This is a genomic window from Stenotrophomonas sp. 22LJNL06-5-1 (assembly GCF_056861455.1).
In genome coordinates this window covers 118,930-142,294 of record NZ_JBSPUE010000006.1, presented here as the reverse complement: position 1 = coordinate 142,294, position 23,365 = coordinate 118,930, and the positions used below count along the sequence as shown (strand labels likewise).

21 protein-coding genes are annotated in these 23,365 nt (G+C 66.0%); 6 read left to right on the top strand and 15 right to left on the bottom strand.

The window, feature by feature from the left end; translation table 11 throughout:
- Nucleotides 1-307: 307 nt before the first annotated feature.
- Entirely contained in the window at nt 308-1,444 is a 1,137-nt protein-coding gene (moeB, locus tag AC13GF_RS14185) for a molybdopterin-synthase adenylyltransferase MoeB (protein WP_483005018.1), read from the bottom strand.
- Nucleotides 1,445-1,534: 90 nt separating this feature from the next.
- Between moeB and AC13GF_RS14180 the strand changes: the two genes are divergently transcribed.
- The 3 genes from AC13GF_RS14180 to AC13GF_RS14170 all read left to right on the top strand — a co-directional run bounded on the left by AC13GF_RS14180 (nt 1,535) and on the right by AC13GF_RS14170 (nt 3,937).
- Nucleotides 1,535-2,350 carry a helix-turn-helix domain-containing protein gene (locus AC13GF_RS14180; RefSeq protein WP_483005017.1) on the top strand — a complete coding sequence of 272 codons (816 nt, stop codon included), beginning with the start codon at nt 1,535-1,537 and terminating at the stop codon, nt 2,348-2,350.
- 74 nt (nt 2,351-2,424) lie between these two features.
- The gene (locus AC13GF_RS14175) at nt 2,425-3,060 is read left to right on the top strand and encodes a LysE family translocator (RefSeq protein ID WP_439450172.1); all 636 of its coding nucleotides are present in this window, start codon (nt 2,425-2,427) and stop codon (nt 3,058-3,060) included.
- Complete coding sequence (locus AC13GF_RS14170; protein WP_483005016.1) at nt 3,017-3,937, top strand: lysine transporter LysE; 921 nt, start codon at nt 3,017-3,019, stop codon at nt 3,935-3,937. Before AC13GF_RS14175 ends, AC13GF_RS14170 begins: the two co-directional genes overlap by 44 nt.
- Before the next feature lie 137 nt (nt 3,938-4,074).
- Here the strand turns inward: AC13GF_RS14170 and der are convergent, their stop codons facing one another.
- The 7 genes from der to ndk all read right to left on the bottom strand — a co-directional run bounded on the left by der (nt 4,075) and on the right by ndk (nt 10,704).
- Entirely contained in the window at nt 4,075-5,472 is a 1,398-nt protein-coding gene (gene der / locus AC13GF_RS14165; RefSeq protein ID WP_049453247.1) for a ribosome biogenesis GTPase Der, read from the bottom strand.
- 15 nt (nt 5,473-5,487) lie between these two features.
- Nucleotides 5,488-6,696, bottom strand: coding sequence for an outer membrane protein assembly factor BamB (bamB, locus tag AC13GF_RS14160; protein WP_483005015.1), 1,209 nt, complete (start codon nt 6,694-6,696; stop codon nt 5,488-5,490).
- A complete protein-coding gene (locus AC13GF_RS14155; RefSeq protein ID WP_032130493.1) occupies nt 6,696-7,334 on the bottom strand; it encodes a YfgM family protein in 639 nt (212 codons plus the stop codon). The genes bamB and AC13GF_RS14155 overlap by 1 nt, the downstream gene beginning before the upstream one ends.
- A 65-nt stretch (nt 7,335-7,399) precedes the next feature.
- The gene (locus tag AC13GF_RS14150) at nt 7,400-8,272 is read right to left on the bottom strand and encodes a RodZ domain-containing protein (protein ID WP_483005014.1); all 873 of its coding nucleotides are present in this window, start codon (nt 8,270-8,272) and stop codon (nt 7,400-7,402) included.
- Nucleotides 8,273-8,290: 18 nt separating this feature from the next.
- A complete protein-coding gene (pilW, locus tag AC13GF_RS14145; protein ID WP_483005013.1) occupies nt 8,291-9,076 on the bottom strand; it encodes a type IV pilus biogenesis/stability protein PilW in 786 nt (261 codons plus the stop codon).
- On the bottom strand, nt 9,063-10,268 hold the full coding sequence (gene rlmN / locus AC13GF_RS14140) for a dual-specificity RNA methyltransferase RlmN (protein WP_483005012.1): 1,206 nt from the start codon (nt 10,266-10,268) through the stop codon (nt 9,063-9,065). The genes pilW and rlmN overlap by 14 nt, the downstream gene beginning before the upstream one ends.
- Before the next feature lie 10 nt (nt 10,269-10,278).
- Nucleotides 10,279-10,704, bottom strand: coding sequence for a nucleoside-diphosphate kinase (ndk, locus tag AC13GF_RS14135; protein WP_008265389.1), 426 nt, complete (start codon nt 10,702-10,704; stop codon nt 10,279-10,281).
- A 319-nt stretch (nt 10,705-11,023) separates the two neighbouring features.
- Here ndk and AC13GF_RS14130 point away from each other — a divergent pair, with 319 nt between their 5' ends.
- The 3 genes from AC13GF_RS14130 to AC13GF_RS14120 all read left to right on the top strand — a co-directional run bounded on the left by AC13GF_RS14130 (nt 11,024) and on the right by AC13GF_RS14120 (nt 15,409).
- The gene (locus tag AC13GF_RS14130; protein WP_099497437.1) at nt 11,024-11,677 is read left to right on the top strand and encodes a TetR/AcrR family transcriptional regulator; all 654 of its coding nucleotides are present in this window, start codon (nt 11,024-11,026) and stop codon (nt 11,675-11,677) included.
- 39 nt (nt 11,678-11,716) lie between these two features.
- On the top strand, nt 11,717-14,089 hold the full coding sequence (locus AC13GF_RS14125; RefSeq protein WP_033834902.1) for a 3-hydroxyacyl-CoA dehydrogenase/enoyl-CoA hydratase family protein: 2,373 nt from the start codon (nt 11,717-11,719) through the stop codon (nt 14,087-14,089).
- Between the two features lie 111 nt (nt 14,090-14,200).
- The gene (locus tag AC13GF_RS14120; protein WP_482996838.1) at nt 14,201-15,409 is read left to right on the top strand and encodes an acetyl-CoA C-acyltransferase; all 1,209 of its coding nucleotides are present in this window, start codon (nt 14,201-14,203) and stop codon (nt 15,407-15,409) included.
- A gap of 477 nt (nt 15,410-15,886) precedes the next feature.
- Here the strand turns inward: AC13GF_RS14120 and galU are convergent, their stop codons facing one another.
- From galU to rpsA, 7 genes are all read right to left on the bottom strand, one after another.
- Nucleotides 15,887-16,765 (bottom strand): UTP--glucose-1-phosphate uridylyltransferase GalU, encoded by an 879-nt coding sequence (gene galU / locus AC13GF_RS14115; protein ID WP_019336276.1) that lies wholly within the window; start codon nt 16,763-16,765, stop codon nt 15,887-15,889.
- On the bottom strand, nt 16,762-18,675 hold the full coding sequence (locus AC13GF_RS14110) for a polysaccharide biosynthesis protein (RefSeq protein WP_483005011.1): 1,914 nt from the start codon (nt 18,673-18,675) through the stop codon (nt 16,762-16,764). Before AC13GF_RS14110 ends, galU begins: the two co-directional genes overlap by 4 nt.
- Before the next feature lie 3 nt (nt 18,676-18,678).
- Nucleotides 18,679-19,668 (bottom strand): MraY family glycosyltransferase, encoded by a 990-nt coding sequence (locus AC13GF_RS14105; protein ID WP_483005010.1) that lies wholly within the window; start codon nt 19,666-19,668, stop codon nt 18,679-18,681.
- Between the two features lie 3 nt (nt 19,669-19,671).
- Entirely contained in the window at nt 19,672-20,850 is a 1,179-nt protein-coding gene (gene lapB, locus AC13GF_RS14100; protein ID WP_005416232.1) for a lipopolysaccharide assembly protein LapB, read from the bottom strand.
- A 6-nt stretch (nt 20,851-20,856) separates the two neighbouring features.
- Nucleotides 20,857-21,141 carry a LapA family protein gene (locus tag AC13GF_RS14095; protein WP_010484569.1) on the bottom strand — a complete coding sequence of 95 codons (285 nt, stop codon included), beginning with the start codon at nt 21,139-21,141 and terminating at the stop codon, nt 20,857-20,859.
- 77 nt (nt 21,142-21,218) lie between these two features.
- On the bottom strand, nt 21,219-21,524 hold the full coding sequence (locus tag AC13GF_RS14090; RefSeq protein ID WP_005409286.1) for an integration host factor subunit beta: 306 nt from the start codon (nt 21,522-21,524) through the stop codon (nt 21,219-21,221).
- An 87-nt stretch (nt 21,525-21,611) separates the two neighbouring features.
- A complete protein-coding gene (gene rpsA, locus AC13GF_RS14085) occupies nt 21,612-23,297 on the bottom strand; it encodes a 30S ribosomal protein S1 (RefSeq protein WP_005416230.1) in 1,686 nt (561 codons plus the stop codon).
- Nucleotides 23,298-23,365 lie beyond the last annotated feature (68 nt).

The window sequence follows — 23,365 nt, the reverse complement described above, 5'->3', positions numbered from 1 at the left end:
TTGCATCCGCGTCGGTGGGTGCCAACCCTGCATCCGCTTCGGTAGGTGCCAACCTTGGTTGGCACGAAAGCGCCGACCAAGGTCGGCATCCACCAAGGCATTCCCCGGCCGGGTTCACCCACCCCGACAAAACGCGGCGTAATCGATATACCCCGGGAAGGGCACGCCCGGTGCGCACACCGGGCAGTGCGGGTCCGGCCGGATACCGGATCCCGAAACCATGCACCCGCTTCGGTAGGTGCCAACCTTGGTTGGCACGAAAACGCCGACCAAGGTCGGCATCCACCAAGGCATTCCCCGACCGGCTTCACCCACCCCGGCAGAACGCGGCGTAATCGATATACCCCGGGAACGGCACGCCCGGCGCGCACACCGGGCAGTGCGGGTCCGGCCGGATGCCGGTCTCGCGGAAGCGCATGCCCAGCGCATCGAAGCGCAGCAGGCGGCCGACCAGCGGCTCGCCGATGCCCAGCAGCAGCTTCAGCACCTCGGTGGCCTGCAGCACGCCGGCCAGCCCGGGCAGTACACCCAGCACACCCGCCTCGGAACAATTCGGCGCAAACTCCGGCGGCGGCGGCTCGGGGAACAGGCAGCGGTAGCACGGCGCCACGCCACGCTGGCGGCCGGCGTCAAACACGCTTACCTGGCCGTCAAAGCGCTCGATGGCGGCATACACCAGTGGCTTAGCGTGCTTGATGCAGGCGTCGTTGAGCAGGTAGCGCAGCGGGAAGTTGTCCGACCCATCCAGCACCACGTCCACGCCCTCCAGCAATGCATCCACGTTCTCGGAGGTGACCCGCTCCGGCACGGCCTCGACCTCGATCGACGGGTTCAGCGCCAGCAGCCGCTCGCGCGCGGAATCGACCTTGAGCTGGCCGACGCTGGCCTCGGTATGCACGATCTGCCGGTGCAGGTTGCTGCGCTCCACGCGGTCATGATCGGCAAAGCGCAGGTGCCCTACCCCGGCGGCGGCCAGGTAGAAGCCGGCCGGCGCGCCCAGCCCACCCGCGCCCAGCACCAGCACGCGCGACTGCTGCAGCCGGCGCTGGCCCGCCTCGCCCACCTGCGGCAGCAGCAGGTGGCGCGAATAACGGTCGTAGAAATCGCGGTCGGCAGCGCTGGCCAGCGGCTGCACCAGTGGCAGCGACTGCTCGCGCCAGGCCACGGTACCGCCCGTCACGGAAGCGACGCGGGTGTACCCGGCCTCCAGCAGGAACTGCGCGGCATCGGCCGAGCGCTTGCCGCTCTGGCAGATCAGCAGGATTTCCTGGTCGTGCCGCGGCAGATGCGCGGACGGGTCGGCCTGCAGCTCGCCCTTGGCCACGCCGCGCGCGCCCTCGGCCATCCCGCCGGCCCGTTCATGCGCCTCGCGTACATCGATCAGCACCGCGCCATGGGCCAGGCGCTCGCGTGCCTGCGCGGGGGAAAGCTCTTGGATGCTCATGGCCGCATTATCGCGCAGACACCCTCGACGCGCCTTGCCCCGAACATGGCACCATGCGGGCGTTGCCCCCCTGCATCCCGGAACCGCCGCATGCGCTCTGCCACCGAATTCTGGCGTGACCCGCGCATGCCCTTCGTCGAAAGCCGACGGGCGTGCGACAGCCGCGCCTGCCATCGCCCGCACAGCCATGACACCTTCTCGATCGGCGCCGTGGACGCCGGCAGCAGCCTGTTCACCGGCGCCACGGAAGGACCGCGCCTGCTGCAGCCCGGCAGTCTGGTGGGCGTACCCGCAGGCCGCGTGCACGCCTGCAACCCCTTGCCCGGCCAGGTCTGGAGCTACCAGATGCTGCATCTGGACGCGCGCTGGATGGCCGAGGTCCGCGCCGAGTATGACGACCTGCCCGAACCCGACTGGCAGCAGGAGCCGATCCGGATTTCCAACCATCGCCCGCGCTACCAGCAGTACTGCCAGCTCAACGAGACGCTGTTCTCCGACGATCCGGCCAGTGTCAAGGAAGCCGCCCTGATCGCGTTCGTCGGCGATCTGGATGAACACGATGGTGTAGCCGTCGCTGGCCCGCCTGAAGATGCCGCATTACAGCAGAGGATGCAGCCGGTGATGGACGTTCTGCGCCAGCGGCTCGAACACACCCCGGCCCTGCAGGAGCTGGCATCGCTGGCAGGCATGAGCCGCTACCAGCTTATCCGCGCCTTCCGACGTGCCACGGGCCTGACCCCGCACGCCTGGCAGATCGACCAGCGCATCCAGGAGGCCCGCCGCCGGCTGTGCGAAGGGCAGGCACTGGCCGTGGTCGCGCATGCGCTGGGTTTTGCCGACCAGAGCCATTTCCAGCGGGTCTTCAAGGCCCACGCCGGTGCGACCCCGGGCCAGTACCGGCGCTGAGCCTGCAATAACGTTCAATACCATCGCGCGGCGCATCCCCAGACTGGCGGCCCAGCCAGCCGCCGCCGGACCCGATGGAACAGTTCCTGGTCATCGCCACCGTACATTTTCTCGCCCTGCTCTCACCCGGCCCCGACTTCTTCCTCGTTGCACGTACCGCGATCACCTCTGGCTGGCGCACCGCCAGCGGCGCCTGCGCAGGCATCGCCGTCGGCAATGGCGTCTTCATCGTGGCCGCTTTCACCGGAATGGCCATGCTGCGCGCAGGCAGCGCGGGGTTCATTGCGGTGCAGTTGGCGGGCTGCGGGTTCCTGTTGTACCTCGGCACGCTGTTCCTGCGCCATGCGGGTTCGACGACGCTGCAGGCATCTGAAGCTGCCGCCGGATCGCGAGCGGGTGGTGCCCACGGATGGTGGAAGGCGGCAGGGCTGGGCGCCCTGTCTGCGCTGCTCAACCCGAAGAATGCGATGTTCTACGCAACGCTGGCGGCAATGCTCAACGGTCCGCAGGCCAATGCCGCAACAAAATTCTTCTATGGCGCGTGGATGTTCGGCATCGTCCTGCTATGGGATCTGCTGGTCGCCGCGCTGGTCGGCCACCCGTGGGTGCTGGGTCGATTCGCACGCGCCCTGCCCTGGCTGGAGCGGGCCGCAGGACTCCTGATGATTGCGCTGGCGCTATGGATCGTCGTGTCGCTGTGGGTGGGCTGATGCCAGCGGTTCGCGCCTGCCGCAATGGCGTTCAATACGGCGCGTCCGCCGCAGCCCACACTCGGCACTTTCTGTAGGTCAGTGGCAGGTTTACGTGCAGCAGTTCTTCATCGTCGCGGTGCTGTACGGCTTCGCCATGCTCCTGCCTGCTTCGAATCACGCCAAGATCCTGCGCACCGCGATGGGCGCGGGCGGGCGCGCCGCCATGGCCGCGTCGTTCGGTATCGCCATCGGTACAGGCGTCATCTGCGCCACGGCGTTCGTAGCAGCGGGCATGCTGGGAAACCTTGGCCTGTGGGCGCTGGCGATGCAGTGCGCGGGCTGCCTCCTGCTGCTGCGCCTGGCGGGCATGTGCCTGCGCGACGCCGGCTTGACTACCTTCTCTCCGCTTTCCCTGCAGATGCCCTGGGGCCTGAGCGCCCGCTCCCGTTGGCCGCACGCCGAAGCAGGATGCCTGCTGGCGCTCGCCAGCAGCAGCAACTGGATGCTGCAGTTCGCGATTGCAGCCCTGGTCAGCGGCCTCGTTGCCGACATGGGCACCAAGGCCGCCTACGTGGCCTGCCTGAGCGGTGTTGCATTGTCGCTCGGCCTGCTGATGGCGTGGCTCGGCAGCCATCCGCGCTGGGCACAGGGGTGTTGCCGATTGCTTCCGTGGCTGGAGCATGCCGCGGGCCTGGTGATCGGCGCGGTGTCGGTGGCGTACCTGGCGGGTGCACTGGGTACGACCCTGGTCTGGGCAAGCATCACGGGGCAGGCGCGGGCGCCGGAATCGATCCCGGCCGCAAGCCAGGTGCAGCCGGCTTCAACATCGCGACGCAGCCGAGGCGTCCCATGCGCGTTGCCGCACTGCCGCGCTCGTCGCAGCAGTCCGCCCTGATCAATATCTATAGACGCGGGGTAGTGCCGGCCGCTGGCCGGCAACCTCGTGTCGTCTGATGCGTTCATGACCCTGCCGGCCAGCGGCCTGCACTACCACAAACAAGAAAGGCGGCCCTGCGGCCGCCTTCTTCTGAATCACTTGCCCTTGACGTGCTTCATCAAGCGCCGCTTGGCCTTGACCTGCCGCTCGGTGAGGACGTTCTTCTTGCCCTCGTACGGGTTGGTGCCCTCGCGGAAGATGAAGCTCACCGGCGTGCCGATCAGCTTGAAGCGCTTGCGGAAGAAGTTCTCCAGGTAGCGCTTGTACGACTCCTGCAGCTCCTTCAGGCGCGTGCCGTGCACGATGAAGGTCGGCGGGTTTGCGCCGGCCGGGTGCACGTAGCGCAGCTTGGAGACGTGGCCGCGGATGGTCGGCGGCGGGTTGGTCTCGTAGGCCACTTCCAGCGCCTTGTTCACTTCGCTGGTGGTGAAGGTCTTGTTCGCCGATTCGTGCGCACGGTGCACCGCACGAAACAGTTCGCGCAGGCCCGAGCCGTGCTTGGCCGAGATGCGGACCGATTCAGCCCACGGCACGAAGCCCAGCTTCAGCGACAGCATGGTTTCAGCCTGTTCGCGCTGGTACTCGGTCAGGCCATCCCACTTGTTGATGGCGATCACCAGCGCGCGGCCGGCATCGAGCACTGCACCGAGCACGGTGGCGTCCTGGTCGGTCACGCCTTCGGTGGCGTCGAGCATCAGCACGGCCACCTGGCACTGCTCGATCGACTGCATGGTCTTGACCACCGAGAACTTCTCGACGACTTCGTCCACGCGCGAACGGCGACGCAGGCCAGCGGTATCGATCAGGCGGTATTCGCGGCCGTCACGCTCCAGGTCCACCGCGATCGAGTCGCGGGTGGTACCCGGTACGTCGGAGGCGATCATGCGCTCCTCGCCGAGAATACGGTTGACCAGGGTCGACTTGCCCACGTTCGGGCGGCCGACGAAGGCGATGCGGATGCGGTTCGGATCGTTGTCCAGCTCTTCGCCGCTGCCTTCTTCCGGCAGGCGCTGGACCACTTCGTCCAGCAGGTCGTCCAGGCCCTGGCGGTGCGCAGCCGACACGGTCAGCATCTCGCCGAAGCCGTAACGGGCGAACTCCGAACGCACGGTGTCCTCGTCGGTACCGTCGATCTTGTTGATCAGCAGCAGCGTCGGGCGCGACAGCTTGCGCAGCCAGGCCAGGATCTCGTCGTCCATCGCCGAGGTACCCTCACGGGCATCGACCACGAACAGGATCAGGTCGGCTTCGGCGGCAGCGGCGCGGGCCTGGCGGGTGGTAGCCCCTGCCAGACCCTCTTCCTCTTCCGCGATACCGCCGGTGTCGACGACGAGGAAATGATTGTCCTCGTCCAGACGGCAGACACCGTAGTTACGGTCGCGGGTGACGCCGGGCTGGTCATGGACCAGCGCGTCACGGGTGCGCGTAAGCGCATTGAAAATAGTCGACTTGCCGACATTCGGCCGTCCAACCAGGGCGACCAAAGGCAGCATCGCGATTACTCCAATTTAATTTGCCAACCGGAAGGCGGTCAGCTTGCCATCAACGTTCTGCACCAGCAGCACCCCGTCTACGACGATTGGCTGGGCCAGCAGGGCGTCACCGCCACTCTTTGCCCGTGCCGCCATCGCACCATCGGAGGTCTGCAACCAGTGCAGGTATCCCTTGTAGTCGCCGACCACGACGTAGTCGCCGTGCAGTGCCGGGCCGGTCAGCGAGCGACGGGCCAGTGCGGTCTGCGACCACATCGCCGCACCGCTGGCCTTGTCCAGGCCGAACACGCCGCCCTTGTTGTCGGTGACGAACACATTGCCGGACGAGACCGCCACACCACCGGCACCGCCATGGTCGCGCGCCCACAGTGGGCGACCGGTCGGGCCTTCGATGGCCATCGTCTGGTTCTTGAAGCTGCTCACGAACAGGGTGTTGCCATCCAGCACCGGCGCGCCGTCGACATCGGCCATGCGCTCCAGCTCGGTACGGCCTTCACCGTTGCCCACGTTCTGTTCCCACAGGGTGCGGCCATCCTGCTGGGCCAGGGCGGCAACCGCACCCTCGTCCTTGCCGATGAACAGCACGCCCGGGCCGGTTACCACCGGCGCGTTGCCACGCACGGTCAGTGCCGGCAGCTCACTCGGGTTGAACCACTTCTGGGTGCCGTTGCCGGCATCGAACGCGGTGATGCGACCGTCATTGCTGCGCACGTAGACCGCGCCCTGGGCGATGGCCGGCGCGGCGATGACTTCACCCGGAACACGGGCGCGCCACTTCTCGCTGCCGTCGTTGATGTCCAGGGCGATGACCTGGCCATCCAGCGTGCCGATCACGACCAGGTTCTCACCGACACCCGGGCCGCCGGACAGGCGCAGCTTGGCCTTCTTCTTTTCCTTCTTCGGCTCCCAGGTCCAGACCTTCTTGCCGGTCTGCAGGTCGATGGCGTGCACGCCACCGGTGAGCGCCGCAGCGAACACGTGGCCGTTGGCCACGGCCGGGCCCTGGCGCACGCCGATACGGCGCTCGCCCTTGCCGAGGTTGACCGACCAGGCCTTGTTGACCTTCAGGGTCGGCTCGAACTTGACCAGCTCAGCCGGTTCCTGTGCCTTCTTCGCGGCCGCGTCCTTGCCGGCGAACCAGCCCTTCACGGTGCTGCAGCCGGTCAGGGCCATGCCCATCAGGAGCACGGTGGCGACGCGGGTGATCATGACCTTCTGACTCATCAAACCGACTCCGCAGGGGCGGCAACGGTGCCGCCGGCGTCCATAACCTTGGTTTCCAGCAGGCGCCGCTGCGGCGCTGCCACGTCCAGCGACTTCAGCGCCTTCTCGTACTGGCCCCGGGCGTCATCACGCTTGCCCTGCGCCATCAGCGCGTCGCCATGGATTTCCAGGCTGCTGCTGTCAGTGGCGCTGCCCAGCAGCTTGATCGCCTCGTCACTCTTGCCGGTGGCCACCAGCAGGCGGGCCACGCGCTGGTCGACCACGCGCTGCAGGTCACCTTCGACCTTCACGCCGCGCAGGGTGGCCAGGGCTTCTTCGTTCTTGCCGGCGTCGACCTGGGCCTTGGCCAGCTGCAGCGCCGCGAGGTCGCCGTAGATGCTGGACGGGCCGGCTTCGAGCGCCTTGACCGCCTTGGAGGCGTCGTCGAGCTTGTTCTGCTGCAGGCCAACGAGCGCCTTCTGGTACTCGACATTGGCCGAGGCCAGCTTGCCGCCCTGATCCTTCTGGTACCACTGCCAGCCGGCAATCGCACCGATGGCGATGACTACGCCACCGAGGATGCTGGCGCCATTCTTCCGCAGCCAGCTGCGGACGCGTTCACTTTGTTCGTGCTCGTCGAGCAGATCGTCGATCGCCATGCGTACTCTCGCCCCGCCCATCGGGAGGGACCATTGGGATTAATCGAAGGTGGTGAAACCGCGCCTCAGTGCGAAACCGGGACTACGGAGCCTTCAGAGGATACCTGAAAGCGTGCCACGTTGGCTCGCTGGTAGGGGGTCAGATCGACGATAGCGCCGTTCTGCTGAACCTGGACCGCCGAGGCGTTGCCCAGGGTCACCCGGGTCACCTGGCCCGGCGTGAAGCTGCGGCTCTCGCCGGACTTGATCAGCGCCTTCTCGACGGTAGCGCCGTCCGGGCCGCCGATATCGACCCAGCTGTCGCCGCTGAACTGCATGTCCAGCGTATTGGCGGCAGCCGCTGGCGCCGGGGCTGAACGCGGCACCGGGGCCAGCGAGGCTACGTACGGGGTGGCGGCCGGCTTGCTGACCGGGGCGCTCGCCACGTCAGCCACGGCAGCCGGCTCGACGCCGGCGGCAGACGGAGTCACCGGCACGGCGGCCGGGATCGCGTCCAGCGAAGCGGTGTTCGGCGACGGCGTCGCACTGCCATCGAAATGGTCACGGGTGGCGAACCACACCGGCACCGCCAGCACCGCGGTGATACCGACATACAGCACGCGACGGCCGAGATTCTCGGCAATGCGGCGCGCACGCGGGGTATGGGTATGGCTGACCAGGGTGGGCGGAACCACCGGGCCGACCTGGGCCTGCTCCAGCAGCTGGCTCACATCCACGTCCAGCAGGCGCGCATAGCTGCGCAGCTGGCCGCGCACGAACACCGGCGCGCCGAGCTTCTGCCATTGTTCTTCTTCCAGCGACCTGACCACCTGGACCGGCATGCGCAGGCGCGAGCCGACATCTTCGAGGGTCAGTCCGGCCGCCTCGCGGGCCTGGCGCAGGCGGCTGCCGCAGCCGGCCGCAGTCTCGAGAGCGCTCACAGTCTGGTCATCAATCACAATGCATCAACCCTGGAGTTAGGAGCCCGCTTCCTGCGGAAATTCCTGTCGAATGCGCTGAAGATAGCGGTCAGATGCCGCCCGATCACCCAGCCGCGCTTCGATTTGAGACGCAAGTTGTAACACGGAACGCGTTGCGGGTGCAGCCGCAATCCTACGTTCGGCGAAGGCCCGGGCCTCCATGAAGCGGCCCTGGCGGAAGCTGAGCTGGGCCATCGCCTCCAGCGCGACCGGGTTTCCCGGCAGCGTCGACAGCGCCGCGCGCAGGTCGCGCTCGGCACGTTCAAGCTGGCCAGCGTCCAGGGCACAGCCCCCGGCATTGGCCCGGGACTCGGCCGGCGTAGCGTAGCCCGGCGCCTGCAGCGCACGATCGAACCAGACCAGCGACTCGGCCGGGCGACCCTGCTGGCACAGCCACGCGCCGTAGTTGTTGAGGATGTCCCCGCGCTGCGGCGCCTGTTCGGCAGCCCTGCGGAAGCGCTCGCCAGCCTGCTGGGTACGGCCACGACGCTCGTCGATGCCAGCCAGCAGCACCAGCGCATCAGGCGATTCGGGGGCCAGCTTCAACGCCTCGCGCGCCTTGCGTTCGGCCGCATCGAGGTTGCCGACCTGCATGTCGCGGGCGGCCAGCGCCAGCAGGTCCTGCAGGCGCACCTGACGCCGCACGTTGTCCGGATCACGGACCGAGTAGACCGGCGCCTCGCTCGGGCCCAGCTTGGCCTTGGGTTGGGATTTGCAGCCGCCGACCGCAACGGTCAGCACGCCTGCGAACAGAACCAGCCAGAGGCGGTCAGGCCGCGGCATCGCTCCCCTTCCCCGCCTGCAGCGTCTTGTTGAACTCCGCCTGGCGGCGGGTGCGGTCCATCACCTGACCCTTGAGCTGACCGCAGGCGGCGTCGATGTCGTCGCCTCGGGTGCGGCGGACCATGGTCAGCACGTTGCTGTCGAGCAGGATCTTCTGGAAGGCGCGGATATGTGCTTCTTCCGAACGCTCGTAGCGGGTACCCGGGAACGGGTTGAACGGAATCAGGTTGACCTTGCCCGAATCCTTGGCCTGCACCGCGTTGTCGAACTGGCGCATCAGGCGGGCCAGTTCGCGGGCATGCTCGGGCTTGTCGTTGATGCCCTTCATCAGGGTGTATTCGAAGGTGACCGATTCGCGGCGCTTGTTGGCGCGCAGGTAGCGTGCGCACGAGGCCATCAGCTCGGCGATCGGATACTTCTTGTTGAGCGGCACCAGGGTCTCGCGCAGCGCGTCGTTCGGCGCATGCAGCGACACCGCCAGCGACACGTCGCTTTCGGCAGACAGCCGGTCGATCTGCGGCACCAGGCCGGAGGTCGACAGGGTCACGCGCTTGTTGGCCAGGCCGTAGCCCAGGTCGTCGCGCATCACGCTCATGGCGCGCACGACGTTGTCGAAATTCATCAGCGGCTCGCCCATGCCCATCATCACCACGTTGGTGAGGCGACGCATCTGGTGCGGCACGTTGCCCAGGTGGCGTGCGGCAACCCACACCTGGCCGATGATCTCGGCGGTGGTCAGGTTGCGGTTGAAGCCCTGGGTGGCAGTGGAGCAGAACGTGCAGTTCAGGCCGCAACCGACCTGCGAGGAGACGCACAGCGTGCCGCGGGTCTTGTCGGGGATGTACACGGTCTCGATGGCGTTCTTGCCATCCACGCCCATCGCCAGCAGCCACTTGTGGGTGCCGTCGGCGGAGGGCTTGTCGAACACGATGTTGGGAACCAGCACCTCGGCATGGGACTGCAGCTTGGCGCGCAGGACCTTGCCGAGGTCGGTCATTTCATCGAAGTCGGTGACGTAGCGATGGTGGATCCACTTCATCACCTGATGGGCACGGAACTTCTTTTCGCCAAGAACCTCGACGAAAAACTTCTCCAGGCCCGCGCGATCGAGGTCGAGCAGGTTCTGCTTGCCAGCCGTGGGTGCCGACTTCGGCAGCGGCTGGATGGCGGGGGACTGTACGACCTCGTTCACGGCATTACTCTCAGCGCGAAACGACTTCGGTGGCGGCGAAGAAGTAGGCGATTTCAATCGCGGCATTCTCGACCGAGTCCGAGCCGTGGGCGGCGTTGGCATCGATGGATTCGGCGAAGTCGGCGCGGATGGTGCCCGCAGCGGCTTCCTTCGGGTTGGTGGCGCCCAGCAGGTCGCGGTGGGCCAGGACGGCGTTCTCGCCTTCCAGGGCCTGGATCATCACCGGGCCGGAGATCATGAACTCGACCAGCGCGTTGAAGAACGGACGCTCGCGGTGAACGGCGTAGAAGCCTTCGGCTTCACGGCGCGACAGCTGCTTGTACTTGGCGGCCACGACCTTCAGGCCGGCCTTTTCGAAGCGGGCGTAGATTTCGCCGATGACGTTCTTGGCAACGGCGTCCGGCTTGATGATCGAAAGGGTGCGCTCCAGCGCCATGGGATGTCTCCAATGGAATCGGGCCGCTGATGGCCCGAAGGGTAACATGAAAAAAACCCGCGTCGGGACGCGGGCTTAGCCTGATAAACGTAGGCGAATTGTAAGAGATCCCACTCAGTAGTGCCAGCCCATGGCTGGCAGGCCTCATGCCGGGCATTTCGGGCCTGGGGCTCCCATTCAGCGTCGCGAGCTGCCAGCCATGGGCTGGCACTACTGAATCCCCTGTAACCGCCTAGGCAGTTTTGCTGCACTGCAAAATGCCATACGCTACCGTCTGGTCCTAGTATCAAACAATCGTTTGATTAAGGTCCGCCCGCCGATGGCCAAACCCGCCCACTTCTCGACCAAGGACCGGATCCTAGGCGCGGCCGAGGAGCTGTTCGCCCAGCATGGCTTCGCCGGCACCTCGCTGCGCCAGGTGACCAGCCAGGCCGACGTCAACATCGCCGCGGTCAACTACCACTTCGGCTCCAAGGAAAACCTGGTCAACGAGGTGTTCCGCCGCCGCATGGACGAAATGACCGGGGCACGCCTGGCGCAGCTCGAGCGCGCCCGCAGCGAGCACCCCGGCGAACTGCGCCCGGTGCTGGCCGCCTTCGTCGAACCGGCGCTGGCGCTGGCCCAGGACCGCCAGAACGGCGGCGCCTTCGTACGCGTGATCGCCCGCGCCTACGCCGAGAAGAACGACAACCTGCGCAAGTTCCTGTCCGACCACTACGGCCACGTGCTGCGTGCGTTCGGCAAGGCGATTGCCGAATGCGCGCCCGACCTGAGCAAGGAAGAGCTGTACTGGCGCCTCGACTTCCTGGCCGGCTCGCTCACCTATGCCATGGCCGACTTCGGGCTGATCAAGCGTCCCGCCGGTGTCACCGAAGCGGCGCATCGTGCCCATGCCGCCCACGAACTGATCCATTTCGCCGAAGCCGGGTTCCGCGCCGCCGCACGCGCCAGCGCCCTGCCCGCTTCCCCTTGATTCCACCCAGTAACTGCTGACCAACAAAGGCCCTACACCATGTCCAATTCCCTGCTAGTCCGCCGCGCCGCCGTGCTGGGTGCCGGCGTCATGGGTGCCCAGATCGCCGCCCACCTCACCAACGCTGGCGTCGACACCGTGCTGTTCGACCTGCCCGCCAAGGAAGGTCCGGCCGATGGCATCGTGCTGAAGGCGATCGCCAACCTGGGCAAGCTGAGCCCGGCGCCGCTGGCCAGCAAGTCGCTGGCCGAAGCCATCACCCCGGCCAACTACGAGTCCGGCCTGGAGCAGCTGAAGGACTGCGACCTGATCATCGAGGCCATCGCCGAGCGCATGGACTGGAAGCAGGACCTGTACAAGAAGATCGCCCCGTTCGTGGCCGACCACGCGGTGCTGGCCTCCAACACCTCGGGCCTGGGCATCAACAAGCTGGCCGACGTGCTGCCCGAGCAGCTGCGCCACCGCTTCTGCGGCGTGCACTTCTTCAACCCGCCGCGCTACATGCACCTGGCCGAGCTGATTCCGGCAACCACCACCGATGCCGCCGTACTGGAAGGCCTGGAAGCATTCCTGGTCACCACCCTGGGCAAGGGCGTGGTGTACGCCAAGGACACCCCGAACTTCATCGGCAACCGCATCGGCGTGTTCTCGATCCTGTCCACCATCCACCACACCCAGCAGTTCGGCCTGGGCTTCGATGAAGTGGACGGTCTGACCGGCCCGCTGGTCGGCCGCCCGAAGTCGGCCACCTACCGCACCTCCGACGTGGTCGGCCTGGACACCATGGCCCACGTCATCAAGACCATGGGCGACACCCTGCCAAACGATCCGTGGCATGAGTTCTTCAAGTCGCCGAAGTGGCTGGACGCGCTGATTTCCAAGGGCGCACTGGGCCAGAAGACCGGTGCCGGCATCTTCCGCAAGGTCGGCAAGGACATCGTCGTACTGGACCTGGAGAAGCAGGACTACCGTCCGGCTGATCGCGCTGCCGCGCCGGAAGTGGTCGAGATCCTGAAGATCAAGAACCCGGCCGAGAAGTTCGCCAAGCTGCGCGAAAGCCAGCACCCGCAGGCGCAGTTCCTGTGGGCGACCTTCCGCGACCTCTTCCACTACAGCGCCTACCACCTGGCCGACATCGCCGAGACCGCGCGCGACGTGGACCTGGCCATCCGCTGGGGCTACGGCTGGTCGCTGGGCCCGTTCGAAACCTGGCAGGCCGCCGGCTGGAAGCAGGTCGCGCAGTGGATTGCCGATGACATCGTGGCCGGCAAGAGCATGAGCAACGCCCCGCTGCCGGACTGGGTGTTCGATGGCCGCGACGGCGTGCACGCCGCCGAGGGCAGCTACAGCCCGTCGCGCAACGCCAAGCTGCCGCGCTCGTCGCTGCCGGTGTACCAGCGCCAGCGCTTCCCGGATCCGCTGCTGGGCGAGAAGTTCGCGCCGGGTGAGACCGTGTTCGAGAACGACGGCCTGCGCATGTGGCACGACGGTGATGGCATCGCCGTGGTCAGCTTCAAGACCAAGATGAACACCGTGTCCGACCAGGTGCTGGACGGCCTGCAGGAATGCGTGAGCCGCGCCGAGAAGGACTTCCAGGGCCTGGTGATCTGGCAGCAGAAGGAACCGTTCTCCGCCGGTGCCGACCTGGCCGGTGCCCTCGGCCTGCTGCAGGCCGGCAAGGTCGACCAGTTCGAAGAGATGGTCGCCAACTTCCAGCGCACCAGCCAGCGCATCAAGTACTCGCTGGTGCCGGTGGTGGCTGCCGTGCGCGGCCTGGCCCTGGGTGGCGGCTGCGAGTTCCAGATGCACAGCGCCAAGACCGTAGCCTTCCTGGAAAGCTACATCGGCCTGGTCGAGGCCGGTGTCGGCCTGCTGCCGGCCGGTGGTGGCCTGAAGGAACTGGCCGTGCGCGCCTCGCAGGCCGCAGGCCCGGGCGGCGACGTGTTCGCCGAACTGAAGAAGACCTTCGAGACCGTGGCGATGGCCAAGGTCTCCAACTCGGCGGTCAACGCCAAGGAACTGGGCCTGCTGCGCAGCACCGACAAGGTGGTGTTCAACAGCTACGAGGCCCTGCACATCGCCAAGGCCGAAGCCCGCGCCCTGGCCGAAGCGGGCTACCGTCCGCCGCTGCCGGCACGCCGCATCCAGGTCGCCGGTGACGTGGGTATCGCCACCTTCAAGATGATGCTGGTCAACATGCTGGAAGGCCGCTTCATCAGCCCGTACGACTATGAGATCGCCGAGCGCATCGCCACCGTGCTGTGCGGCGGCAAGGTCGACCGCGGCACCCTGGTCGACGAAGAATGGCTGCTGACCCTGGAGCGCAAGCACTTCGTCGAACTGGCCCAGCAGGAAAAGACCCAGGCCCGCATCGCGCACATGCTGAAGACCGGCAAGCCGCTGCGTAACTGATCGCCCCTCCCTGCTTTTGGTGGGTGCCCACCTTGGTGGGCACTCCTCTGCCTCTGGTGGGTGCCGACCGTTGGTCGGCACTCCGGCTAAAAAATTCGAGAGATCACTGCAATGACCAAGCAAATCCAGGACGCCTACATCGTCGCCGCCACCCGTACTCCGGTTGGCAAGGCGCCCAAGGGCATGTTCCGCAACACCCGCCCCGACGACATGCTTGCGCACGTGCTGCGCAGCGTCGTCGCCCAGGCCCCGGGCGTGGACGTCAACCGCATCGATGACGCGATCATCGGCTGCGCCATGCCGGAAGCCGAGCAGGGCATGAACGTGGCGCGCATCGGCGTGCTGCTGGCCGGCCTGCCGAACACCATCGCCGCACAGACCGTGAACCGCTTCTGCTCCTCCGGCCTGCAGGCCGTGGCGCAGGCCGCCGACGCGATCCGCCTGGGCAATGCCGACCTGATGCTGGCCGGTGGCACCGAGTCGATGTCGATGGTGCCGATGATGGGCAACAAGATCGCGATGGCGCCGAGCGTGTTCGACAACGACCATGTTGCCATCGCCTACGGCATGGGCATCACCGCCGAGAAGGTCGCCGAAGAGTGGAAGGTCTCGCGCGAAGAGCAGGACGCCTTCGCCCTGGCCTCGCACCAGAAGGCGATGGCCGCCATCCAGAACGGCGACTTCAAGGACGAGATCAGCCCGTACGAGATCGTCTCGCACCAGCCGGACCTCGCTGACGGCAAGCGCATCATCACCCGCAACAAGATCGCCGACACCGACGAAGGCCCGCGCCCGGATTCGTCCGCTGAAGGCCTGGCCAAGCTGCGCCCGGTGTTCCGCAACGGCCAGTTCGGCGGCACCGTCACCGCTGGCAACTCGTCGCAGATGAGCGATGGCGCCGGCGCCGTGCTGCTGGCCTCCGAGCAGGCGATCAAGGATTACGGCCTGACCCCGCTGGCGCGTTTCGTCAGCTTCTCGGTAGCCGGCGTGCGTCCGGAAGTGATGGGCATCGGCCCGATCGCCGCGATCCCGAAGGCACTGAAGCAGGCCGGCCTGACCCAGGACCAGCTGGACTGGATTGAACTGAACGAAGCGTTCGCCGCGCAGTCGCTGGCAGTGATCCGCGACTGCGGCCTGGACCCGAGCAAGGTCAATCCGCTGGGCGGCGCCATTGCCCTGGGCCATCCGCTGGGTGCAACCGGCGCGATCCGTACCGCAACCCTGCTGCACGGCCTGCGTCGTCGCCAGCAGAAGTACGGCATGGTGACGATGTGCATCGGCACCGGCATGGGTGCAGCGGGTATTTTCGAGGCGCTGTAAGGTTCAAAGCGTTGCCGGCGGGATGTCGGTCTGCTTGCAGGGCCCGGGTGGGTGAGGCTGCCCGGGACACGCCGTGAACCCGTCCCTGGGGGCTTGGCAGCGGCATCCATGCCGCTGACAGTCCCGGTCAGCCTCACCCACCCGCGCCATCCATCATTCCGCGCGGCGGAGGGGTGAGCAAAGGCAGGATCAAGAGCTGGGGTCAGATCCCTTTGCTGCGCAAAGGGATCTGACCCCAACAAGCAGAAAAGGCAGCCTATGGCTGCCTTTTTGCTTTTGCTCTTGCCCTTGATTCCGCCCTTCCCGTCCGCGCTCGCAGGAAACTGTCGAGAGGCGTGGGCAGTCCGCTGCAGGACCGTTGGCGCCATGGATGGCGCCATCGAGCCCCCAGGGATGGGTTTACGGCGTGTCCTGCAGCGGACTGCCCACGCCTCCCCCACTTTGGCAGGAAGGCGCTGACGGAACGCTTGATAAACCTTATTCCGCCAACATCGCCGTCAGCTTCTCCCGCGCCGGGCCGGCCAGCTTCGGGTTGTCCAGCGCGAAGCGGATCGTCGCCTCCACCAGACCCAGGTGCGTACCGCAGTCAAAGCGGGTGCCCTCGAAACGGTAGGCATCCACCTCTTCGGTCTTCAGCAGCTGCGCGATCGCGTCGGTCAGCTGGATCTCGCCACCGGCACCGCTGCCGGTCTGCTCCAGCAGCTCGAAGATCTTCGGGCTCAGCACATAGCGGCCGACCACGGCCAGGTCACTTGGCGCGTCCTCCGGCTTCGGCTTCTCCACGATCTGCGAAATGCGACCCTTGCGGCCGTCGAACGCGTCAGTGGCAACGATGCCGTAGCTGGCAGTCTTGTCGTGCGGCACGTCTTCAACGGCGATCACGCTGGCACCACTGGCCTCGTTGAGGTCGGCCATCTGCTTCAGTGCACCGTCACCGCGGTTCCAGATCAGGTCATCCGGCAGCAGCACCGCGAACGGTTCGTCACCGATCACCGCCTTGGCGCACAGCACTGCATGGCCCAGGCCCAGAGCTTCAGCCTGGGTCACGAAGATCGCGCGCACGCCATTGGGCAGCACATGGCGGATCATCTCCAGCTGCTCCTGCTTGCCGGCGCGCTCGAGCTTCTGCTCCAGTTCGTAGGCCTTGTCGAAGTAGTCGGCCACGGCATGCTTGTAGCGGTTGGTGATGAACACCAGCGTGTCGCAACCGGCTTCAATCGCTTCATCGACCGCGTACTGGATCAACGGACGATCAATGATCGGCAACATTTCCTTCGGAACCGTCTTGGTTGCCGGCAAAAAGCGCGTCCCGAGCCCTGCCACTGGAAAAACTGCCTTGCGAATTCGCTTGCTCATTGGTGCCTGTTGGCCTCACGTGCCGGAAAGGGCACAACTTTAGCGGATGAAATGTAAGCATCCTGTTCGATGGGAGAGAACTCCGGCATCGTCGCGAACAGGATCTCCTGGATGCTGGTGGTGTCGTAACCAGCCACGGCATCGCGCAGGCGCGGAACATTGCCCAGGACCACATCGCGCGCGAACGTGCGCACACCGGCCTCGAGAATCTTCGGGTGCGCGGTGGAACGGTAGTCCTCGTCCGAATAGAACAGCGTCTCGTGCAGCTTCTCGCCCGGACGCAGCCCGGTGTAGATGATCTGAATGTCCTTGTACGGCTGCTTGCCAGCCAGGCGGATCATCTGCTCGGCCAGCACGCGGATCGGCACCGGCTCGCCCATGTCGAGCGTATAGATCGCACCATGCGATGCCGAAGCGGCCGCCTGCAGGATCAGCTGGCAGGCCTCCGGGATGGTCATGAAGTAGCGACTGACTTCCGGGTCGGTGACGGTCACCGGACCGCCACGCAGGATCTGTTCGCGGAACAGCGGCACCACGCTGCCGGCCGAGGCCAGCACGTTGCCGAAGCGCACCGTGACGAAACGGGTATGCGTGGACTTCTGGTCCAGGCTCTGGCAGATCATCTCCGCATAGCGCTTGCTGGCGCCCAGTGCATTGACCGGGTCGACCGCCTTGTCGGTGGAAATGAACACGAAATGCTCGACGCGCGCTTCCAGGCAGGCGCGGGCCACGTTCTCGGTGGCCAGGATGTTGTTGCGCACCGCTTCGCGCAGCTGCCGCTCCAGCACCGGCACATGCTTGTACGCGGCGGCATGGAAGGCGGTGTCGACGGGGTGCAGCGACAGGGCGTGGCGGATCACTGCCGGGTCACCGCAGTCGCCCAGCACCGCTTCGATCTCGACGTCCGGGAAGCTGCGCCGCAGCTCGCCTTCGATGGTCAGCAGCAGCAGTTCGCTGATCTCGAGCAGGATGATGCGGCCGGCACCGTGACGCGCGCACTGGCGGCACAGCTCGGAACCGATCGAACCGCCGGCGCCGGTGACCATCACCGTACGCCCGCCCAACCAGCCACGGATCAGGTTCCAGTCCGGCATGATCGGCTTGCGGCCGAGCAGGTCCTCGATCGCCACTTCCTTCAGCTGCCCGGGCAGCGACTGGCCCTGCAGGATGTCGCTGAGCTTGGGCACAGTGCGGAACGGCACGCCGGTGCTTTCGCAGATGGCGACGATGCGCTGCATGCCCGCCGCGTCCAGCGACGGAATGGCGATCACCAGCAGCTTGGCCGCCGTCTCACGGACCACCGTCGGCGCATCGTCCAGGGTGCCGAGGATCGGCAGGCCCTGCAGCTTGGCACCGCGCAGGTGCGGCGCGTCGTCCAGCAGGCCGACCGGCTCGAAGTTACCGGAACGGCGCAGGTCACGGACCAGGGTCTCGGCGGCCTGGCCGGCCCCCAGGATCAGCACGCGACGGGCGGACGAGTCCGACTGCAGCGCCTGATAGTCCTTCCAGGCCCGGTACAGCAGGCGCGGCGCGCCCAGCAGCGCCGACAGCGCGAACGGATAGATCACCAGCACCGACATCGGCACGCCGTCGAAGCGCTTCCACATCAGCACCAGCACGATGGCGACCATGCCGATGAAGCTGGCCTTGAAGATGTTCAGCAGGTCGCTGACGCTGGCGAATCGCCACAGGCCGCGATAGAGGCCCACGCGCCAGAACACCATGCCCTGCAGCAGCAGTACCAGCGTGGTGTCGACGTTCCAGAGCGGGAGCTCGGGGGCGTTGGCCAGGATCGAGTACCGCCCCGCGTGGAGCAGCTGCCAGCATGCCCAGACCATGAACAGGTCGTGGCAGACGATGGCCGAACGCGGCATCAGGCCGAGGATTCTGTCCCGCCAGGGTGAAGCCATAAGTCAGGTATTTCCTTTTGGGTGGCGCAATCCATTGCGCAGGAGGAGCCAGAGGACGCTCAGCGCAATGAACCACGCGATCGCCACGGCAGCCTCCCACCTCGGCTGCAGATTGGAGCAGACATTGAGCACTGTAATACTGAACAGGCCTAAAGCAAAGTACATCCCTGTTACCTGGGCGTGACTGGCTCCTGCCTGCACCGCGCGCTGGTAGACGTGCTGGGTATGGGGTTCCATCCAGCGTTGTCCGGAAATGATGCGCGCCAGCAGTGTGAAGCCCGCGTCCACAAGGAAGGGCGATGCCGACACCAGCAGCAGGATCCAGTGGATGTCGGTCTTTACGCTGGCCAGTGCCAGCACTGCCGCCACCGCATAGCCCAGCGCGCCACTTCCGACATCGCCCATGAAGATCCGGGCCCGCGGGAAGTTGAACGGCAGGAAGCCCAGGCAGGCCAGGCCCAACGCGACCGCCGCCAGCGAGTACGGCCAGGGCAGCAGCGGTGCCAGCCCCAGCGCGACCACGATGGCCTGGCTGGCCGCGATGCCGTTGATCCCATCCATGAAATTCCAGATGTTGATCAGCGAGGCAGTGAACAGCAGGACCAGCACGGCCAGCAGCCAGCTGCCGCCGTGGACCTTGACCAGCGCGGCCAGCAGCGCGGCGGCGATGAAGTGCACCATCAAGCGACGCATCGCCGGAAGCGGCCGGTGGTCGTCCCACCAGCCGATACCCGCCACCAGCGCCAGGCCAAGGCTGGCAACCAGCAGGCTCGGAAGCGCTTCGGGCCAGGCCCACATGGCAACACCGGCGGTCACCAGCAGGCTGATGACGATGGCGATACCGCCGCCGCGCGGGGTCGCTACGCTATGGCTGCGTCGCTCGCCCGGCTGGTCAAACAGTTGCCGGCGCAGCGCGTAGCCCCGCGCTGCCCAAGTCAATGCCGCACTCAGCAGGGCCAGGCCCAGCAGCGCGCCCATCACGAGCCACGGCATGGATCAGAGCACCGCGTAGTTCAGCAGCGGCTTGACCGTACCCCACTCCTTGCAGCTCGGGCACTGCCAGTGGTGGGTGCGCGCACCGAAACCACAACGGGTGCAGCGATAAGCCGGGTTGCGCACCAGCAACTGGTCGGTGATGTGCTTGAGGTCGTGCAGGGTCGCCGTGGAATCGGCACCTTCAGCCAGGGTCAGGTCGATCAGCGCGGACTCGCCACGCACCGACGGGCGATCCTTGAGCTGGCGACCCAGGTAGGCACGGGCCGGGGCCACGCCCTCCTGCTCTTCCATCAGGCGGGTCAGCGCCAGCACCGGAGCAATGCCACGGTAGTGCTCGGTCATCTCCGACAGGAAGGCGCGCGCGCCTGCCAGATCGCCCACCTTGCGGTAGTTCTGCATCAGCGCCGGCAGCAGCTCCGGCAGGTACTCCGGATCATTGCGCGCAGCGCGCTCGAAGGCGCGCACGGCCGCTTCCGGATTGCCGGCATCGGTTTCCAGGCGGCCTTCAATGATGCCGGCACGCACCGACATCGCATCGGCCTGGTAGGCCCGGGCAATCGCCGCCCTCGCCTCTTCCAGCTTGCCGGCGCCGCGGAAACGTTCGGCCAGTTCGCACTCGAACTGCCCGATCAGCTTGCCCATCGGCTCGCCGGTGACGTCCTCGAAACGGGTGGCGTTGTCGATCGCCTTTTCCCAGTCGCGCTCGGCCTGGTAGATGCCGATCAGGTGCTTGAGTGCCTGCGGCGCACGCTGGTCCAGCTGGGCCAGTTCGGTGAACACGGTCTCGGCGCGGTCCAGCAGGCCGGACTTCATGTAGTCCTCGCCCAGCGCCAGCAGCGCCTGCACGCGTTGCGCATCACTGAGGTCGTGGCGGTTGACCAGGCCCTGGTGCAGTCGGATGGCGCGGTCGACTTCGCCGCGACGGCGGAACAGGTGGCCCAGCGCGACCTGGGTCTCGAAGGTTTCCTTGTCCAGCTCGGCGATGTGCAGGAACAGCTCGATGGCCTTGTCCGGCTGCTCGTTGAGCAGATAGTTCAGGCCGCGGAAGTAGGTGCTGGACAGGCGGCTGACCTGGCTGTCACCGTGGCGTTGACCACCACGCCGTCCGATCACCCACCCGGCCAGTGCGGCCAGCGGAACGAACAGGAAGAACCAGAACCACTCGGTGACGAAATCCATCTTCGATCAGCGTCCATCAAAGGATTGGGGGGAAGCAACCGGTGCCGGCGTGGCGACAGCGGACTTGTTGGCGCGGCGCAACTGGCTGTAGAGCGGAATGACCACGCTCACCAGCACCAGGCCAGCGCCGACGATGACACCCACCAGCAGCGCGGCGATCAGGGCCACGCCCACCGAGGTGTGCAGTTGGGTAAACAGCAGGTTGATCGACATTGCGGTCATGTTGACCGCACCGATGATCAATCCAAGGATCAGAACCGCCAGCAGGACCAGCAGACGAAAAACCTTCATGCGACAGCTCCAGTGGCAGGAGTCCGTAGCTTATCCGACTCGCGGCTGGATTCGCACGCGGTGGCGCGACGGGAGGCTCAGGCCGGATCGGCGTCCAGCGGCAGCACACTGCTGACCCGCTCGCGCAGTTCCTTGCCCGGCTTGAAATGGGGGACGTGCTTGCCCGGCAGGGCAACCGATTCGCCGGTCTTCGGGTTGCGACCCAGGCGCGGCGGACGATAGTGCAGCGAGAAGCTGCCAAAACCACGGATTTCGATGCGATCCCCGGCGGACAGCGATCCGCCCATCATTTCCAGCAACGACTTCACCGCCAGATCGACATCATCGGCCTTCAGGTGCGCCTGGCGGCGCGCAAGGATTTCGATCAGTTCGGATTTGGTCATTACCGGCTCACATCAGGGGTATCCCAGCCTGAAACGGCCCGGGCAATGCCCGGGCCGTCCAGGAAACAACGAACAGCGTAAGGCCGATTACTCGGACTTGTTGCCGTTCAGCTGTGCACGCAGCAGCGCGCCCAGCTGGGTGGTGCCGCTGGAAGCCGAAGAAGACTGGTATTCCTCCAGCACTTCGCGCATTTCAGCGTCGTCCTTGGCCTTGATCGACAGCTGCAGGGTGCGGCCCTTGCGGTCCATGCCCACGAACTTGGCTTCGACCTTGTCGCCGACCTTCAGGTGCTGGGTGGCGTCGTCAACGCGCTCGTTGGCGATGTCGCGGGCCGAGACGTAACCTTCGATGCCGTCAGCCAGCTCGATGATCGCGCCCTTGGCGTCGACTTCCTTCACCACGCCTTCGACCTTGGAGCCCTTCGGATTGGCAGCCATGTACTGGCCGAACGGATCCTGCTCCAGCTGCTTCACGCCCAGGGAGATGCGCTCGCGCTCCGGATCGACAGCCAGGACGACGGCGTCCAGGGTATCGCCCTTCTTGAAGTTGCGAACGACGTCTTCGCCGGTGGTGTTCCAGCTGATGTCGGACAGGTGGACCAGACCGTCGATGCCGCCGTCCAGGCCGATGAAGATGCCGAAGTCGGTGATCGACTTGATCTGGCCCGACACCTTGTCACCCTTCTTGTGGGTGGCAGCGAAGGTTTCCCACGGATTGGCGGCAACCTGCTTCATGCCCAGCGAGATACGGCGACGCTCTTCATCGACGTCCAGCACCATCACTTCGACTTCATCACCAACCTGGACAACCTTGGACGGGTTGACGTTCTTGTTGGTCCAATCCATCTCGGAGACGTGCACCAGGCCTTCGACGCCCGGCTCGATCTCAACGAACGCACCGTAATCGGTGACGTTGGAGACCTTGCCGAAGACGCGGCTGTTGGCCGGGTAACGACGGCCGATGTTGTCCCACGGATCCTCGCCCAGCTGCTTCAGGCCCAGCGAAACGCGGTTGCGCTCGCGGTCGAACTTCAGCACGCGGACGTCCAGCTCGTCGCCGACGTTCACGACTTCCGACGGGTGACGCACGCGCTTCCACGCCATGTCGGTGATGTGCAGCAGGCCGTCGATACCGCCCAGGTCCACGAACGCGCCGTAATCGGTCAGGTTCTTGACGACACCCTTCAGGATCGCGCCTTCCTGCAGCTTGTCCATCAGCTGCTCGCGCTCTTCCGAGTGCTCGCTCTCGACGACAGCGCGGCGCGAGACCACGACGTTGTTACGCTTGCGGTCCAGCTTGATGAGCTTGAACTCGAGTTCCTTGCCTTCCAGGTAGGCCGGATCGCGCACCGGGCGCACATCGACCAGGGAACCCGGCAGGAAGGCGCGGACATCCTTGATGTCCACGGTGAAACCACCCTTGACCTTGCCGCTGATGCGGCCGGTGATGGTTTCGTTCTTTTCCAACGCTTCTTCCAGCTCGTCCCACACCATCGCGCGCTTGGCCTTCTCGCGCGACAGGACGGTTTCGCCGAAGCCGTTCTCGATCGAGTCGAGGGCGACCTTGACGATGTCGCCTTCGGCGACGTCGATTTCGCCAGCGTCGTTACGGAACTGTTCGATCGGCACGATGCCTTCGGACTTCAGGCCAGCGTTGATCACCACGACGTCGCCGCGGACTTCAACAACGGTACCGCTGACGATGGCGCCCGGCTTCAGCTTGGCCAGGTTGGCCTGGCTGGCTTCAAACAGTTCGGCAAATGATTCGGTCATTAGATTTACTCTGTTGGACACATGGGTCGGTGGCGTCCCCTTCAGGGGAATGGCGACCGCCCGCCTGT

Bases quoted from the DNA above. Each gene is read 5' to 3' on its own strand.
- lapB (WP_005416232.1), bottom strand. From the start codon at position 20,850: ATGGATTTCGTCACCGAGTGGTTCTGGTTCTTCCTGTTCGTTCCGCTG.
- rpsA (WP_005416230.1), bottom strand. From the start codon at position 23,297: ATGACCGAATCATTTGCCGAACTGTTTGAAGCCAGCCAGGCCAACCTG.
- bamB (WP_483005015.1), bottom strand. From the start codon at position 6,696: ATGAGTCAGAAGGTCATGATCACCCGCGTCGCCACCGTGCTCCTGATG.
- AC13GF_RS14110 (WP_483005011.1), bottom strand. From the start codon at position 18,675: ATGGCTTCACCCTGGCGGGACAGAATCCTCGGCCTGATGCCGCGTTCG.
- ndk (WP_008265389.1), bottom strand. From the start codon at position 10,704: ATGGCGCTGGAGCGCACCCTTTCGATCATCAAGCCGGACGCCGTTGCC.
- galU (WP_019336276.1), bottom strand. From the start codon at position 16,765: ATGAGCAAGCGAATTCGCAAGGCAGTTTTTCCAGTGGCAGGGCTCGGG.
- AC13GF_RS14180 (WP_483005017.1), top strand. From the start codon at position 1,535: ATGCGCTCTGCCACCGAATTCTGGCGTGACCCGCGCATGCCCTTCGTC.
- AC13GF_RS14120 (WP_482996838.1), top strand. From the start codon at position 14,201: ATGACCAAGCAAATCCAGGACGCCTACATCGTCGCCGCCACCCGTACT.
- der (WP_049453247.1), bottom strand. From the start codon at position 5,472: ATGCTGCCTTTGGTCGCCCTGGTTGGACGGCCGAATGTCGGCAAGTCG.
- moeB (WP_483005018.1), bottom strand. From the start codon at position 1,444: ATGAGCATCCAAGAGCTTTCCCCCGCGCAGGCACGCGAGCGCCTGGCC.
- AC13GF_RS14090 (WP_005409286.1), bottom strand. From the start codon at position 21,524: ATGACCAAATCCGAACTGATCGAAATCCTTGCGCGCCGCCAGGCGCAC.
- pilW (WP_483005013.1), bottom strand. From the start codon at position 9,076: ATGCCGCGGCCTGACCGCCTCTGGCTGGTTCTGTTCGCAGGCGTGCTG.
- AC13GF_RS14175 (WP_439450172.1), top strand. From the start codon at position 2,425: ATGGAACAGTTCCTGGTCATCGCCACCGTACATTTTCTCGCCCTGCTC.
- AC13GF_RS14095 (WP_010484569.1), bottom strand. From the start codon at position 21,141: ATGAAGGTTTTTCGTCTGCTGGTCCTGCTGGCGGTTCTGATCCTTGGA.
- AC13GF_RS14155 (WP_032130493.1), bottom strand. From the start codon at position 7,334: ATGGCGATCGACGATCTGCTCGACGAGCACGAACAAAGTGAACGCGTC.
- AC13GF_RS14125 (WP_033834902.1), top strand. From the start codon at position 11,717: ATGTCCAATTCCCTGCTAGTCCGCCGCGCCGCCGTGCTGGGTGCCGGC.
- AC13GF_RS14130 (WP_099497437.1), top strand. From the start codon at position 11,024: ATGGCCAAACCCGCCCACTTCTCGACCAAGGACCGGATCCTAGGCGCG.
- AC13GF_RS14105 (WP_483005010.1), bottom strand. From the start codon at position 19,668: ATGCCGTGGCTCGTGATGGGCGCGCTGCTGGGCCTGGCCCTGCTGAGT.